This window comes from Rhodococcus sp. NPDC060086 (assembly GCF_042730275.1).
In the GTDB taxonomy this organism is placed as follows: Bacteria; Actinomycetota; Actinomycetes; order Mycobacteriales; family Mycobacteriaceae; genus Rhodococcus.
In genome coordinates this window covers 17793-33227 of the sequence record NZ_JBHWWZ010000015.1, presented here as the reverse complement: position 1 = coordinate 33227, position 15435 = coordinate 17793, and the positions used below count along the sequence as shown (strand labels likewise).

Below are 15435 nucleotides of genomic sequence, written 5' to 3'. Positions count from 1 at the left end.
GGCGAGAGTCACACGGGATCCTTGACGTCCGCGGCCGGTACTTCGTAGAACTGCGTCGCCCACCGGCGCATCGCCATGTACGGCTTGGCATCGATACGGCCCAGTGGGGGATTCTCGACGTAGACCTGGTAGCGCCAGATCCCGAGGTCTTCGAAGACGGTGTGGAGGAACCGGCGCTCGACTTTCTCCTGAACGTCCTGCGGCGGAACGTCGGAGTTGTCGCCGTCGGTGCGGGGCCACCAGATCGAATAGAAGAGATCGGAATGCCCGTCGTCGACGGGCGTGCAGGCGAAGATCAACCGGTAATTCTGGGTACCTTCGAATGCGCTCATCGCGTATCCCAGACCGGAGAAATGACTGTGGATGCGCAGCGCCATCTTGTCGGGATCGTCGCTGGTCTCATCGGGCCAGCCGGTGAGAAACCGCCACTCGTTGTCGACGGCTTCCCATCCGAGAGACACCGGAGTCACGCTTGCGCCGTGCACGTACCGGAAATGCGCACTGTCCGGGCCGTTCTCGGCCACGATCTGCGGGTGCACCGGCTCATACTCCGCGCGGCGTGAGAACTCCGGATAGATGCGGTAGTAACTGTCGGGGCCGGCGGTGATCTCGGGGAACTTGGTGAACGGGTCGGGAAGTTCCCACTGCGGTGGCTTTCCGTCGGGCTGGTGCCACATGTAGACGACGCCGTGCTGCTCCTGGACCGGATAGACCCGCAGCTTCAATGCCTTGTTGGGGCGGTCGGGGTCGTAGGGAATGTACCGGTTGCTCCCGTTCGGCCCCCACCGCCAACCGTGGAACGGGCATTCGATGCAGTCGCCCACCACTTTGCCGCCGTGTCCGAGATGGGCTCCGAGATGACGGCAGTGCCCGGTCATCACGTGCAGCTCACCGGCCTCGTCGCGATAGGCGACGAGTTCGTCGCCGAAGTAGTGCAGTGCGCGACTGTGTCCGGTCTCGAACTCTTCTGACCAGCCGATCACGAACCAGCCCGTGACCTTCCACGTGAACGGTACGTCCAACGGATTCTCCTGATTGTCGGCCGGATGAGTTCAGCTCGAGCGCTGCATCTGGGAGGCTGCGCTGATCTGCTGCTCCCAGGCCGCGAGCTTCTCTTCGGCGCTCGTCTGATGATGACTCAGTGCTCGGATACTCACATCGTGACCTGCGGCTGCCGCTCGCAGTGCTCCGACGGTGGCCTGCTCACGGGGTACGTGTGCGAACGGGTCGAACGAGTACCACCGCATTGCGTTGAGGTGCGTCATCTTGTCGACCTCCCCGTCGGGGACGTGTTCGTCGTCGAAGACACCGCTGAGCTCTTCGGGTGCACCCGGCCACATCGAATCACTGTGTGGGTAGTCCATTTCCCACGCGATGTTGTCGATTCCGATGTCGTGGCGGAGTTTGACGCCGAGTGGGTCGCTGATGAAACAGGTGAGGAAATGCTCTCGGAACACCTCACTGGGGAGCTTTCCCTCGAAGTCCTGCAGCGTCCACGTCGAGTGCATTTCGAAGGTGCGGTCGACGCGCTCGAGGAAGTACGGGATCCAACCTGTGCCGCCCTCGGAGAGTGCGATCTTGAGGTCTTTGTAGTCCTTGACCGGGCGCGACCACAGAAGATCTGCGGCCGCGTTGACGATGTTCATAGGCTGGAGCGTGATCATCACGTCGGGTGGTGAATCCGTCGACGGGATCGAGAGTTTGCCCGAGGACCCGATGTGGATCGACAGCACGGTATCGGTGTCGACGAGGGCCTTCCACAGCGGATTCCAGTATTCGTCGTGGAAGCTCGGGTATCCGAGCGCGGCCGGGTTCTCGGTGAAGGTGAGGGAGTGCACGCCCTTCTTCGCGAGGCGCCGGACCTCCTGAGCACACAGTTCGGCATCCCAGATCACGGGTAGGCCCATCGGGATGAATCGGCCGGGGTAGGCACCGCACCACTCTTCGAGGTGCCAGTCGTTGTAGGCCTGGACGAGCGCGAGCGAGAAGTCGGAATCCTCGGTCGCGAACAGGCGAGCGGCGAAGCCGGGGAACGACGGGAAGTTCATCTGCGCCAGAACACCACCGGCGTTCATGTCCTTGACGCGTTCGTGCACGTCGTAACAGCCCGGACGGATCTCATCGAGACCTTCGGGCTCGAGGCCGTACTCCTCCTTCGGGCGTCCGGCGACTGCGTTGAGGGCGACGTTGGGAATGATCCGGTCGCGGAACTTCCACATGTCGGCGCCGTTGTCCATATGCACCAGGCGCGGTGCGTCGTCCACGTACTTCTTGGGGAGGTGGTTGGCGAACATATCGGGTGGTTCGATGATGTGGTCGTCGACGCTGACCAGGATCATGTCGTTCTTGTCCATGCTCGTTCCCTTCCGAGGGCGGTACGCGGGCTCGTGCGTTCGGGTGGTTACCGTGCAGTGGCGAGCTTCGGTGGGCTCGCGGCCTCCGGATCCGGATTGGCGATCGGTAGGCCCATGAAACGGCGAGCGTTGTCGCCCATGAAATCCCACGTACGCCGGCGATCCATCCCTTCGGCGTACTTCCAGTAGCCCTTGGGCTCGGGAAGGCCTTCGGGATGTGGATAGTCGGAGCCGAACATGACCTTGTCCCAGCCGACCATGTCGACGACATCGGCCACCGACCCTTCCCAGAAGGGGCTGACCCAGACATTGCGGCGGAATACTTCGAGCGGATCTTCCGGGAAGTTCTGCGGCATCTTCTTCGTCAGATCCTCGAGGTCGTGGAACAGCGGCCGGATCCACGAACTGCCGTTCTCCACGCTTGCGATTCGCAGTTTCGGGAAGCGCGTGAGGGTTCCGTGGCAGATCAGGCTTCCGAGCATGTCGGAGATCTCGCGGTGCCCGAGCGCGAGCCACCGGAACGCGCTCATCGCCATGAAACTCTGAGTGTTCGGCGGTTCCCATTTGTTGACGTACTCGTCGAGTGGCGGCTGGCTCGCGTGGAGCGCAATCGGGAGGCCGGCTGCTTCCACTTCGCGCCAGAAGGGGTCGAACTCCGGGAGTGCGGGAGAGCGCCACCCGTGCAGGCCTTTGACCGGAGCGGGTTTGATCAGCGCGGCCTTCGCCCCGTTCTCGACGAGGTAGGCCAATTCGCGGCGGGCGCCGTCGACTTCGGCGCAGTTGATCACGGGTGTGGTGAACACTCGGCCTTTGTGGTCGAATCCCCAGTGCTCGAGCATCCAGCGGTTCAAGGCGTGGACGATTGCGAGTGTCAGTTCCGGATCATCGGCGGACGAGTGCTCGACGAGGCTGGCGAGAGTGGGGAAGACCAGTGATTCCCGCACTCCCTGGCGGTCCATCTCGACGAGGCGTTCCTCGGGGCCGCGGGTGGCGGGTGGGCAGTCGATGGCGGAACCCTGCATTTCGCGGAGCGTGAGGCCGTCGACGTTCTCGCCGGCGAAGAACTTCTCGTGTGCTCCCGGCGCTGCGACCCTGTCGAAGGTGGGATTCGGGATGAAGTCGGTGATCTTGCCGTTGATGGCGAGGCGCGTGCGGCGCCCGATCTGTACGTATTGCACGGCGTTCGCGTACTTGTCGGGGAGGTACCTCGTCAGTGCCTCGGACGTCTCGTACATGTGTGTGTCGGCATCGAAGATCGGTGCATCGTCGGACGCTGCCATGTGGGGACTCCTTGTTCGTGCCCGCTCGTGGATTCGAGCCTTGCAGCGCACAACGGTTATGTCAACAGTCGGCCTTACGGTAACTTGGGATCATGATGTCGAAAGTGCCTCCTGGCTACGAGGATCTTCTCGAACGGCCGATCGTCGGTGTGCTCGGCACGGTCAGTCCTGATGGGTCGCCGAGCCTGACTCCGATGCGATTCACCTGGGATGGTGCACATCTGAGGGTGAGCCACACCATCCCCCGCAAGAAGTTCGTGAGCCTGCAGGCGAACCCCAATTATTCGTTTCTGATCACCGACCCTGACGAGCCTGCGCGGTGCCTCGAGGTACGCGGCTGGTTGGTAACAGTGCGGGGGGATCACGACGGGTCGTTCTACTCGTCGTTGGGCAAGCGCTACGGGGAATCCCGCCTGCAGCTGCCCGACGACGTCGACGACCGCGTGGTGATGATCCTCGACGCGACACGTTTCACCGTGAAGTGAATCTCGCGCGGATGTCCTGGTGATTCGCGATCGTCATGTCGAGCTCGCGGGGACAGCACCTCGATCCCTTTGCGAAACAAGGACGTCCGCGGCGTGGTCGAGGATGCATTCCAGTCCGTATTCGAAGTTCCGGTCGTTGGGTTCGCCGCTCTGCAGGCCACTTTCGCTCGCCTCTGCGAGTAGGGGAGTGGTCTCAGGGGAAATCGACAGGATCTCGTAGTACGCACCCGAGGGTTCCTCGGACTGCCGGTTCTTCTCCTGGAGCCGTTGGAGTACGACCATGCCGTGCACATGCAATTGCACGGCAGAGTAGATGTTCACCGCGTCGGCCAGCGTGAAACCCGACTCGACGAGGCTCGCTATCACGTTCTCGTTGTGCATGGCGCCGAGGCGAGCTGCATTGGAGCTCAAGGACGGGCGGATCAGGACGAGGTCGCACAGGATCGGTCGGTCGAGGATCGTGCGGCGAACAGTTCGGGCATGGGTGCGCAGGGTGTCGCGCCAGTTGGGCGCCTCGACGAGGGGCATGGACCGCATGGATTCGCGCAGTACGTGGTCGGCCATCGCGGTGAGAAGGTCGTCCTTCTTGCGGAAGTACCAGTAGATGCTGGTCACGCCGATGTCGAGGTGTCGTGCCAGCATCGGCATGCTCAGATTGTCGACGGTGACTTCCTCGGAGAGCTCGAATGCGCCCCTGAGGATGTCATCCGGGTTGAGGGACCCTCGCTCGAGCCGGGTTCGCTTCGCCATATCGGGTACCGCCTTACGAGTTACGTCCGGGATGCACGGGCGAGCCGCCGCCCTATGTCCTCTACTGTAGACATGCTTACCGTATAAGCTACGGTATCGGCATAAGTTATGGCGTACCGGTAGATGAGGGGCACGATGGATCTCGGACTCGGCAGTGCCGCAGCGGTTGTGGTGGGTGGTACTCGTGGGATGGGATTCGCGTCTGCCCGATGCCTGGCACAAGAGGGTGCGCGCGTTGCGGTCGTGGGCCGGTCGCGTGCCGGCGCAGAGTCGGCCGCGGCGAGCTTGTCCGAATGCGGAAGTCCCGATGCCGTCGGACTGGTGGCCGATGTACGTGACGGGCAGGCTGTGACCGACCTCTTCGAAGAACTCGGAAAGCGCTGGGGCGGTGAACTCAATGTGCTCGTCAACACGGTGGGACCGAACGCGCAGGGAACATTCGACATCCTGACCGACGACCAATGGCACGACGCCGTCGAGGACGGCGTGATGTCGATGGTGCGCTGCGTGAGATCGGCCCTTCCGCTCCTGCGTTCCGCGCAGTGGGCGCGCGTCGTCAACTTCTCTGCGCAATCCACTCAGCGCCAAGGTGTTCCGCTCGTGGCGTACACCGCGGCGAAGTCGATGTTGACGAGTGCGTCGAAGAATCTGTCGCTACTCCTGGCGCCCGACGAGATTCTGGTGAACGTTGTTTCGCCTGGGACTATCGTCACGCCGTCCCTGATCGAGTGGGCGAGGTCGGTGGGCGTCGAATCGAGCGATCCCTACGCTCTGATGGACGCTATCGGAACACATTTCGGACACCCGTCGCAGATGCCTCGTGCGGGTCTGCCGGAGGAAGTGGGGCCGTTGGTGGCGTTCCTTGCTTCGCAGCGCAACTCGTACATCACCGGAGCAAACATCAATATCGACGGTGGCTCCGACTTCACCTGACCGCTGATCTGCCCTGACTCTTCATCGACCCCTGAGCCTTCATCGACACTGCCACATAGGTGCACGCTTTTCGACGAACGCGCGGGGGCCTTCGAGGGCGTCCTCCGTGCGAGTCACCCGCTCACGGAACGATTCGGCCAGCATCTCGGCCTCGTGCAGCGGTAGGTCCAGTCCCTTGAGGATGGCGAGTCGGGTCCCCCGAACTGCGAGTGGCGCATTGGAGTTGACGATGTCGGCGATCTCGTGTGCCCGTTCGAGCAGCAGGTTGTGCTCGACGATCTCGGTGATCATCCCCAGTTCGTATGCGCGCTGGGCGCTTATCCGTTCGTGCTTGCCCATCAGTGCCATGCGCAGTGCCACGTTGCGCGGGAGCACCCGCGCGGCGCGCACCGCCTCACGTCCTGCGACTAGACCGATGCTGACATGGGGGTCGAAGAAGGTGGCCTTCTCGGAGGCGATGACGATGTCTCCTGTAGTAACCCAGTCCATGCCTGCACCGCAGCAGATCCCGTTGACCGCAACGATGATCGGCTTCGTCATCGAACGAAACGGGGGTGTGCCTTCTTGCGGTGCCTCCCACTGGTCGTAGGTCGACAGGTACGGCCGTTCGTTGACAACCTTGCCGTCGCCCGGAATCTCTTTGACATCGGCGCCCGTGCAGAATGCCCGACCGTTGGCGGTGACGACGAGGGTCCAGATCTCGTCGTCGTTCTCGGCCTCGGCGTACGCGGCACGCAACTCTGTGATCATGTGTGGGCTCAGGGCATTGAGCGCTTCGGGCCTGTCGAGGGTGAGGGTTGCGGTGTGGCCGTCGACTGCGTATTCGATGGTCTCGAACGTCACTGTTCTTCCTTCTTCAATCAGGCCGGGGCGCGGGTGTAGTCGGGGTCGCGCTTCTCGGAGAAGGCAGCGAATGCTTCGATCACGGCGGGGCCTTGGAGGTTCGCGGCCTGTGCCTGTGATTCGGACTCGAGCGCTTCGGTCAGCGTCCGGTCGAGTCCGCGGTTGAGTAGGTCCTTGGTCTGTGCGAGTGCGAGCGGGGGCCCGGAGGCGAGCCGCTCCGCGATGCTGTGGGTGAATTCGGCGAGCGATTCCGGTGCCGCTACCCACGTGACGAGACCGAGCGACTGTGCCTCGTCCGCTCCGATCATGTCGGCCAGGAGTGCCAGCCGCTTTGCCTGCTGCAGCCCGACGAGACGCGGGAGCAGCCACGACCCGCCCGTGTCCAGCGACAACGCGCGTCGCGCGAAGATCTGGCAGAACCGCCCATCCGACGCTGCCACAACCAGGTCGCAGGCAAGGGCGAGATTCCAGCCCGCCCCGGCCGCGACCCCGCTCACCTTCGCGACGGTCGGCACCGGAAGCTCCTGGAGCAGCCGGATGGTGTCGTTGATGGTGCTGATCAGGTCGGATGGGTCGGGGAACTCGTTCATTCCCGAGGTGTCGGCGATGTCGGCGCCGCTGCAGAACGTGCCGCCCGCGCCGGTGAGCACCACCGCGCGAACTCCGTTGTCGACGGTCGCGTCGAAAAGTCGTTCTCGGAGGCGCGCCCACATCTCGGGTGTGATCGCATTCTTCCGTTCGGGGCGGTTGAGGGTGAGTGTCAGGATGCCGGCGTGCAGATCGGAGAGCAGTGGCCCGTCGGGGCTCACGGCGTGGTCGGGCATGGTCACCTCGGGTGTCGAAGGGTGGTCAGAGCTGGATTGGTGCACCGACGGTGAGCGGGGCGACGAAACCGCCGTCGACGTGGATGTCCTGGCCGTTCACCCATCCCGCAGCCGGCGACCCCAGGAACGCGATGACCGGAACGATGTCGGCAACGGTGGCATGCCGGCCGATAAGTGCCTTCACCCCGTCGAGGACGTCCTTGCCCATCGACTCCTCGAAGTCGCCGAGGATCGGGGTCTCGGTGGGTCCGGGGCTCACGGTGTTCACTCGGACGCCGTATTTCTGCCACGCGGTGGGCGCGAGACGCTTCGCGTAGATGATCGCGGCCTGTTTCGACGTGCTGTACACGGGATAGTTCGGATCCTGTTCGGCCTGCCAGCGTTCGACAGCGTCGCCGTCGGTTGCCTCGAGAAGGCCGGCGAGGTCGTTCTGGCGCTCCTGCCACCCGATGGCTGCAACCGACGCGACGGTGACGACGGATCCGCCGTTGCGTAACAGGGGAAGCATGCCTTCGACGAACAGCCGCATGCCGAGATAGTTCACCTTCAGGACGTCGGCGGCGGGTGCGGTTCCCGGCACCCCGGCGACGTAGGCGAGCAGATCCCAGTCTCCTCCGATCGAGCCGAGCAGGGTATCGATCTGCGCAGCATCACGCAGGTCGCACTCTGCGTGCGCCGATGCTGCGGCACCCTCCGGACGGAGGTCGACGGCGAGTACGTGGTCGCCTTGTCCGTGGAAGTGGGCGGCGGTCGCGGCACCGATTCCCGACCCCGCTCCGACGACGACGATCTTGCGCTGATCAGTTGTCATGTGGCCTCGCGCCTTTCCGGGGTCACCCCGACGAAAGCTATATAGAATGCTTGACAGTAAGGCACACTATAAATCACTCTGGGGCGAGAAGACCAGGGTTCCGGGTCTGCGACGCCGGACCGAAGGTGTCGTCGGAATGCGCGGGAACGGAGTGTTGTTCGTGAACCAGCGAATCGTAGGTGAGGGCGCCGAGGTCTTGGCGACCCCGACTGCATACAAGGACGACGGTCACCTGCATTCGGTCCTGACGGAGGCGCGCGCAACGGAACCGGTGGTTCGGGTGGAGGCGCCGTCCTACCGGCCGTTCTGGGCGCTCCTCAAGCACGCCGACGTCATGGCCGTAGAACGCGATAACACGCTCTTCACCAACTGGCCACGTCCGGTGCTCATGACGGCGGAGTCGGACGAGATGCAGGCGGCGGTCGGTGTTCGCACCCTCATTCACCTCGACGGTGCACAGCATCGTGTGTTGCGCTCCGTCGCAACCGACTGGTTTCGACCGAAAGCCATGAAAGCCATGGAAGTCCGCATCGAGGAACTCGCGAAGCATCACGTCGACCGGATGATGGCTGCCGGAGGTGAGTGCGACTTCGTGTCGGAGGTCGCGGTGAACTTCCCGCTCTACGTCATCATGTCGCTGCTCGGCGTACCGGAATCCGACTTCCCCCGAATGCTCCGTCTCACGCAGGAACTCGTGGGTAGCGACGACGACGAACTGAAACGAAGCGAGCCTGCGGACGAAACCAGGAATGCGCTCCTCGAGATGTTCGAGTACTTCAGCGCACTCACGGCATCACGTCGCGAGAACCCCACCGATGACATGGCGTCCGCGATCGCCAATGCGCGCATCGACGGCGAACCTCTCTCCGACATCGACACCATGTCGTACTACACCATCATCGCCACCGCCGGCCACGACACGACCAGCAGTTCCATTGCCGGCGGGCTTCGCGCGTTGATCGAGCACCCCGACCAACGCCGTGCGTTGAGTGCCGATCTCGACCTGCTGCCGCACGCGGTGGAGGAGATGATCCGATGGGTCACTCCCGTCAAGGCATTCATGCGCACCGCCGCCGAAGACACCGAGATCCGCGGCGTGCCCATCGCAGCCGGTGATTCCCTCCTGCTGTCCTATGCGTCGGCCAACCGCGACGAAGACGTCTTCGATGATCCCTTCCGGTTCGACATCCGACGCGACCCCAACAACCATGTCGCGTTCGGATTCGGCGTGCACTTCTGCCTGGGCGCCGGGCTGGCCCGGATGGAGATGAAGAAGTTCTTCGCCGAACTCCTGCCGCGTCTGGGTTCGATCGAACTCACAGGCAAACCCGAACTGACAGCAACGACCTTCGTCGGTGGGCTCAAGCACCTGCCGATCAGTTATTCGACGGCCACATGACGACCTCCGAAGGATCTCACATGAAACAGGCGCGGATCTGGGACGACACCCTCGAGGATCTCTCCCGTCGTCGTACGCACGCACACGGAATGGGCGGCCCGGAACGCGTGGCCAAGCACCGCGGCAAAGGCAAACTCGACGCGCGAGCGCGAATCGATCACCTGCTCGACAAAGGTAGTTTCCACGAGTTCGGCACGCTCGTCGGAGGGGAGGTCGCCGCCGACGCGATCATCGCCGGTTCGGGGCTCATTCACGGCATGCCGGTGATGGTGGGAGCCGAAGACTTCACCACGCTCGCGGGCACGATCTCACCGGGCAGCAACTCCAAGCGATACCGGCTCGCGGAACTCGCTGTCCGCAACAAGATTCCGCTCATCATGCTCCTCGAAGGCGCGGGGTTCCGCGCCACCGGCGACCACTACGGCAGAACCCCGACCGACCTGCTCGCACAGGCACAGTGCTCGGGGAAGGTACCGGTGGTCACCGCGGTCCTCGGCGCCTCCGCCGGACACGGTGCGCTGATCGCACCGGTCTCGGACTTCGCCATCATGAGTCGGCAGGGTGCCATCTTCACGGCCGGTCCGCCGGTCGTGAAGATGTCCACGGGAGAGGACGTCTCGAAGGAAGACCTCGGCGGCCCCGACGTCGCGATCGCCAGCGGACTGATCCACAACGTCGCCGACACCGACGAAGAAGTTCTCGACGAGATCCGCCGCTACCTGTCGTATTTCCCGCCGAGCGCGTGGTCGTACCCCATCGCGACCGAGCCCGACGAGTTCTCCGAGCCCCGCGACACCCCCGAGCTTCTCGACATCATCTCCCGCGACAACCGCAGCACCTACGACATGAGATCCGTGATCGACGCGGTGGTCGACACGAAGGACTGGTTCGAGGTGCAACCGGACTTCGGGCGGGCCATCATCTGCGGGTTGGCGCACCTGGGCGGGCATCCCATCGCGGTCGTCGCGAATCAGCCGCAGGTGATCGCCGGCTCGATCGACTCCGATGCGGCCGACAAAGCGGCCCACTTCATCTCGGTCGCAGATGCTTTCCACCTGCCGCTCGTGTTCCTCGCCGACAACCCCGGGATGCTGCCGGGCAGCGAATCCGAACGCGGCGGCATCCTTCGCAGTGGTGCCCGCATGTTCGTCGCACAGACCACCGCCACGACGATGAAAATGCATGTGACGCTGAGAAAAGCGTATGGATTCGGATCGATGGTGATGTCGCTGATCGGGTTCGACGGGCAGGTCGCCGCGTACGCCTACCCCGGTGCGACGATGGGCGCCATGAGCGCGGACGCACTCAGCGGCGCATCGAACGCCGACGACGGCCTCTCGGCGTCGCTTCGAGAAATGGAACTCGAGGCGTCCTATCGTTCGGCCGAGCACATGGGTTTCGACGAACTCATCAGTCCCGAGGAAACCCGCAACGCCTTGCTCACGTCGTTGCAACGGGGAATCTACGCACGACAAGCAGTGGCGGAACCCGTCGGCCGCTGCGTGATCGTCCCCTGAATGCACGCCGACCGACAGACTTTCGCTGAACGACAGACTTTCGCTGAACGACCTGCCCAAGGAGAATGCGTTGACCGAATGGACTCTCGGCGAGGTCTTCGACGCCGTCGCAGAAGCAGTACCCGAACGAACCATGACCGTCTGCGGGGATCGCAGGAACACCTTCGGTGAATCGGCTTTGCGCACCCGACGGTTCGCGAATTTCCTTGCCGAACGCGGATTCGGAGCTCACACCGCGAGAGAGGGGCTCGAGCGGTGGGAGTGCGGCCAAGACCGTGTCGCCATGCTCATGTACAACGATCTGTATCCCGATGTGCTGATCGGCTGCCTCAAGGCGCGGGTCGTGCCGGTCAACATCAACCCTCGCTACACGGCGCAGGAGATCCGCAGTCTTCTCGAATACATTGCGCCACGAGGAATCGTCTATCACCGGTCGTTCGGTCCGGTGATAGACGAGGTCGTCAGTGGCAGTGCAGAGCTGAAGGACGGTGTGGAGCTGCTGGTGTCTGTCGACGACGGCACCGGTGTTTCCGAATTGGACGGGGCGGTGTCGTTCGACGAGGCCGTTGCGCAAGGTGATCCGGAGAAGGTGATCAAGGGATCACCCGACGACTTGATGATGATGTGCACTGGCGGCACTACGGGACGCCCGAAGGCCGTGCTGTGGCGACAGGGGGATGCGTACGTCTCCTCGATGAACGGTTCCGACCACGAGTCCGACGAACCGATTCGGGCACTGACCACGCTGACAGGGCAGAGCTGGTTCGCGGTGTCACCACTGTCGCACGCGGCAGGGACGTGGACTGCGTTCTCGGGCCTGCTGGCCGGCCAGACCGTGGTGCTCTACGACGATCGGAGCACATTCGATCCGCGTACGGCGTTGGAGATCGTCGAGAAGGAGAATGTGCTGCTCATGACCATCGTCGGCGATGCGTACGCCGGCCCTCTCGTCGACGAGATGCGCAAGCGCAGGAACAACTTCGAGTCGTTGGTGGTCATCGCAAGTGGTGGAGCCGCAACGAATGCCATCCACCGGAAGGCCTTTCTCGAACTGCTCCCGAACGTGACAATCGTGGAAGGGTACGGCTCGACCGAGACCGGCGGGATGGGATTCGGACGGAGCAGCCGCGGCGCCGAGGTAGACACGTTCGCCCCGATGCCGGGGGGATCTGCTGTGTCGCACGATCGCACCCGGCTGCTGAAACCTGGTGATGACGAGATCGGATGGGCCGCCCGTTCCGGCCGAGTCCCCCTCGGCTACTTCCGCGACCGGCCGTCCACCGAAAACACCTTCCCCGTGGTCGACGGCGAGCGAATGGCTATACCGGGGGACCGCGTGAGGATGGCGGACGACGGGTCGCTGCGCCTGCTCGGCCGCGATTCGCTCGTCATCAACACAGGAGGCGAGAAGGTCTTCGTCGAAGAGGTCGAGGAAGTCCTACGCGCATATCCCGGTGTCGTCGACGCCCTGGTGGTCGGTCGTGCGAGTGAACGCTGGGGGCAGGAGGTCGTCGCGCTGGTGCACGTCGTGGACGAGATAAACGGCCCTGCAGACGAATTGAAGGATGCATGCGGAGCGTCGCTCGCGAGGTACAAGATCCCGAAGCACTTCGTGTTCGTCCCTGCGATACGGCGCCTGGGTAACGGCAAACCCGACTACCGGTGGGCCGCACGACAGGTGCAGGACGAGGGGACGGCGGTGTCATGAGCGCACCGGCCACACGCCTGACACCGTCGACCTCACTGGAGACGGAGTTCTTCTGGACCTCCGGCGCCGACGGCCACCTGCGGATACAGGAATGTCGCTCGTGCTCGGCGCTGATCCATCCACCGCGGCCGGCGTGCCGTTACTGCCACGGCAGCGAGATGGGCATTCGCGTCGTCTCGGGTCGCGCGACACTCATCGGCTTCACGGTCAACCACAGGTTTGCGCCACCGGGAATGCCACCGCCGTACATCGTCGCCCAGGTCGCGCTCGAGGACGACCCGCGCGTGCGCTTGACAACGAACGCGGTCGAATGTGCGGAAGACGATCTCACGCTCGGTATGCGGATGGACGTGGTCTTCGAAGAAGCCGACGGAGTGTGGCTCCCACTGTTCCGTCCGGCCGAAGCCGGAACGGTGACAGAACTACCGGCCGATGAACCGGACGCCGAATCGATTCGCCGAAGTGTGCGCCCGATGGTGAGTACGAACAAGTTCGAGGACGAGGTCGCGCTCACCGGAATCGGTATGTCGCGCATCGGTCGTCGTCTCATGGTCGATCCGTTGTCGTTGACCATCGACGCCTGCCGGGCCGCGATCGACGACGCCGGCCTCACCGTCGGCGACATCGACGGGCTGTCCACCTATCCGGGGGCCGGATCTCTCGGCCCGTTCACCGAAGGCGGGGTCGCCGCGGTCGAGTCGACACTCGGGCTGAAGCCGTCCTGGCACAACGGCGCCGCCGAGACGTTCGGTCCCGGAGGCTCGGTGATCTCGGCGATGCTTGCCGTGGCGTCCGGTCTCGCGCGACACGTGCTGTGTTTCCGGACGGTGTGGGAATCGACGTACAGCGAACTCGTGCGCACCGGCCGGACCGCGCCGGCAGGCGGACTGCCGGATGAATGGTTCGCGCCGTACGGTGCCGTCTCGGCAGCGCACCTGCTGGCACAGACCGCCCAACGACACTTTCATCGCTACGGAACGAACCGCGAGACGCTCGGGTGGATCGCACTCAACCAACGCGCGAACGCTGCTCGGACGTCCGAGGCGATCTACCGCGACCCGCTCACGATGGACGACTACCTGGGCGCCCGCCCGATCACCACACCGTTCGGACTCTACGACTGCGATGTGCCGTGCGACGGTGCAGTGGCGGTCATCGTGTCGGCCCGCGACACCGCCCACGACCTCGCGCAACCGCCGGTGTTCGTCGAAGCGGTCGGTACCCAGATACTCGAGCGGCTCGACTGGGACCAGAGCACCCTCACTCACGAACCACAGGTCCTCGGGCAGGCCGCGCACATGTGGAGCCGCACCACGATGCGCCCCGACGATGTCGATGTCGCGGAACTCTACGACGGCTTCACCTTCAACTGCCTGTCGTGGATCGAGGCATTGGGCTTCTGCGACATCGGGGAATCGAAGGACTTCCTGGACAAAGGAACGAACATCGCCCTCGACGGAAGCTTGCCGTTGAACACCCACGGAGGTCAGCTCTCACACGGACGCACCCACGGTATGGGGCTCGTGCACGAGGCAGTCACGCAGATGCGCGGCCACGGAGGAGACCGTCAGGTTCGAGACGCTCGTGTCGCGGTGGTGAGCAGCGGAGGGCTCACACCGAGCGGCGTCATGTTGCTGAAAGCCGACCGATGAACGCCGCGGACGCCGGAGCGCTCGCCGACACCGTGACCGCCCGAACCGTCGAGGTAGACGGAGCACAGATCTCGGCCTTGTGTTCGTACGTGGAGCAGCCGCGCGCGGTGATCGTCGCCTTGCATGGCGGAGCCACGACCTCCCGGTACTTCGATCTGGAAGGCCATCCGGAACTGTCGCTGCTCCGCACCGCTGCGGCACTCGGCTACACCGTCCTCGCGATCGACCGCCCGGGCTACGCAGACTCGTTCGAATATCAGGAACGGTTCGACGATCCCGCCAACCGTGTCGACGCCGTCTACGGCGCTGTAAATGCACTGCTCGAAGGACATTCGCGCGGCGCCGGTGTCTTCCTTCTCGCGCACTCGGCAGGCTGCGACCTCGGTCTCCGGATGGCAGCAGACCCGCGAGGCGCGTCGCTACTCGGTGTCGAACTCGCGGGCACCGGCACACGTAAGCAACGCGAAGCGCTCGAGATCATCAAGCAGATGCGTACGACGCGGAACCGGGGCGCCATCCGGGATCTGCTGTGGCATCCCGAGGACACCTACCCGCCGGAGGTGCGTGGAGGTCGCAGCCTCACCTGCATCACCCCTCGCTACGAGGCGGTGGTCGCAGCCGAGTGGCCGAAGGACTTCATGCATCTCGCTCCCGATGTCTGCATCCCGGTTCGGTTCACCTATGCCGAGCACGAAAAGGTCTGGGAGACAGACGATGCTCTACGGTCGGAAATCGAGGAAATGTTCGTCGAATCCCCTCGCTTCGTCGAGCATCGGCAGGCAGGCAGCGGACACAACATGAGTGTGGGGTTCGCGGCGGCCGAGTATCACCGCGGTGTGGTGGCGTTCGTCGAGGAATGCGCAGCAGGCGAGTAGCGAC

The 15435-nt window shown here is 63.9% G+C and carries 14 protein-coding genes; 7 read left to right on the top strand and 7 right to left on the bottom strand.

From position 1 onward, the window contains the following. Positions 1-8 precede the first annotated feature (8 nt). The 3 genes from ACFWB0_RS11500 to ACFWB0_RS11490 are packed head-to-tail and all read right to left on the bottom strand — an operon-like array spanning position 9 to position 3634. On the bottom strand, positions 9-1022 hold the full coding sequence (locus ACFWB0_RS11500) for a Rieske 2Fe-2S domain-containing protein (RefSeq protein ID WP_378490569.1): 1014 nt from the start codon (positions 1020-1022) through the stop codon (positions 9-11). Between the two features lie 30 nt (positions 1023-1052). Continuing rightward, on the bottom strand, positions 1053-2354 hold the full coding sequence (locus ACFWB0_RS11495) for an amidohydrolase family protein (RefSeq protein WP_378490568.1): 1302 nt from the start codon (positions 2352-2354) through the stop codon (positions 1053-1055). 47 nt (positions 2355-2401) lie between these two features. Then, the gene (locus ACFWB0_RS11490) at positions 2402-3634 is read right to left on the bottom strand and encodes an amidohydrolase family protein (protein WP_378490567.1); all 1233 of its coding nucleotides are present in this window, start codon (positions 3632-3634) and stop codon (positions 2402-2404) included. A 92-nt stretch (positions 3635-3726) separates the two neighbouring features. Between ACFWB0_RS11490 and ACFWB0_RS11485 the strand changes: the two genes are divergently transcribed. Further along, positions 3727-4119 carry a pyridoxamine 5'-phosphate oxidase family protein gene (locus ACFWB0_RS11485; RefSeq protein WP_378490566.1) on the top strand — a complete coding sequence of 131 codons (393 nt, stop codon included), beginning with the start codon at positions 3727-3729 and terminating at the stop codon, positions 4117-4119. A gap of 33 nt (positions 4120-4152) precedes the next feature. On the opposite strand, the gene ACFWB0_RS11480 is transcribed toward ACFWB0_RS11485, so the two are convergent. Continuing rightward, entirely contained in the window at positions 4153-4869 is a 717-nt protein-coding gene (locus ACFWB0_RS11480) for a TetR/AcrR family transcriptional regulator (protein ID WP_378490565.1), read from the bottom strand. A 135-nt stretch (positions 4870-5004) separates the two neighbouring features. On the opposite strand from ACFWB0_RS11480, the gene ACFWB0_RS11475 reads away from it, so the two are divergent. Further along, complete coding sequence (locus ACFWB0_RS11475; protein ID WP_378490564.1) at positions 5005-5802, top strand: SDR family NAD(P)-dependent oxidoreductase; 798 nt, start codon at positions 5005-5007, stop codon at positions 5800-5802. A gap of 39 nt (positions 5803-5841) precedes the next feature. Here the strand turns inward: ACFWB0_RS11475 and ACFWB0_RS11470 are convergent, their stop codons facing one another. From ACFWB0_RS11470 to ACFWB0_RS11460, 3 genes are read right to left on the bottom strand one after another with little or no spacing between them, the layout of a single operon-like run. Beyond that, complete coding sequence (locus tag ACFWB0_RS11470; RefSeq protein ID WP_378490563.1) at positions 5842-6645, bottom strand: enoyl-CoA hydratase/isomerase family protein; 804 nt, start codon at positions 6643-6645, stop codon at positions 5842-5844. A 17-nt stretch (positions 6646-6662) separates the two neighbouring features. Next, entirely contained in the window at positions 6663-7469 is an 807-nt protein-coding gene (locus ACFWB0_RS11465; RefSeq protein WP_378490562.1) for an enoyl-CoA hydratase/isomerase family protein, read from the bottom strand. Positions 7470-7494: 25 nt separating this feature from the next. Continuing rightward, positions 7495-8280, bottom strand: a complete 786-nt coding sequence (locus ACFWB0_RS11460; protein ID WP_378490561.1) for a coniferyl-alcohol dehydrogenase — start codon at positions 8278-8280, stop codon at positions 7495-7497. A gap of 160 nt (positions 8281-8440) precedes the next feature. On the opposite strand from ACFWB0_RS11460, the gene ACFWB0_RS11455 reads away from it, so the two are divergent. From ACFWB0_RS11455 to ACFWB0_RS11435, 5 genes are all read left to right on the top strand, one after another. Further along, positions 8441-9679 (top strand): cytochrome P450, encoded by a 1239-nt coding sequence (locus ACFWB0_RS11455; RefSeq protein WP_378490560.1) that lies wholly within the window; start codon positions 8441-8443, stop codon positions 9677-9679. Positions 9680-9699: 20 nt separating this feature from the next. Next, positions 9700-11196, top strand: coding sequence for an acyl-CoA carboxylase subunit beta (locus ACFWB0_RS11450; RefSeq protein WP_378490559.1), 1497 nt, complete (start codon positions 9700-9702; stop codon positions 11194-11196). A gap of 70 nt (positions 11197-11266) precedes the next feature. Further along, positions 11267-12904 (top strand): AMP-binding protein, encoded by a 1638-nt coding sequence (locus ACFWB0_RS11445; protein ID WP_378490558.1) that lies wholly within the window; start codon positions 11267-11269, stop codon positions 12902-12904. Further along, on the top strand, positions 12901-14556 hold the full coding sequence (locus ACFWB0_RS11440) for an OB-fold domain-containing protein (protein ID WP_378490557.1): 1656 nt from the start codon (positions 12901-12903) through the stop codon (positions 14554-14556). The genes ACFWB0_RS11445 and ACFWB0_RS11440 overlap by 4 nt, the downstream gene beginning before the upstream one ends. Then, positions 14553-15431, top strand: a complete 879-nt coding sequence (locus ACFWB0_RS11435) for an alpha/beta hydrolase (RefSeq protein ID WP_378490556.1) — start codon at positions 14553-14555, stop codon at positions 15429-15431. Before ACFWB0_RS11440 ends, ACFWB0_RS11435 begins: the two co-directional genes overlap by 4 nt. Positions 15432-15435: the final 4 nt, after the last annotated feature.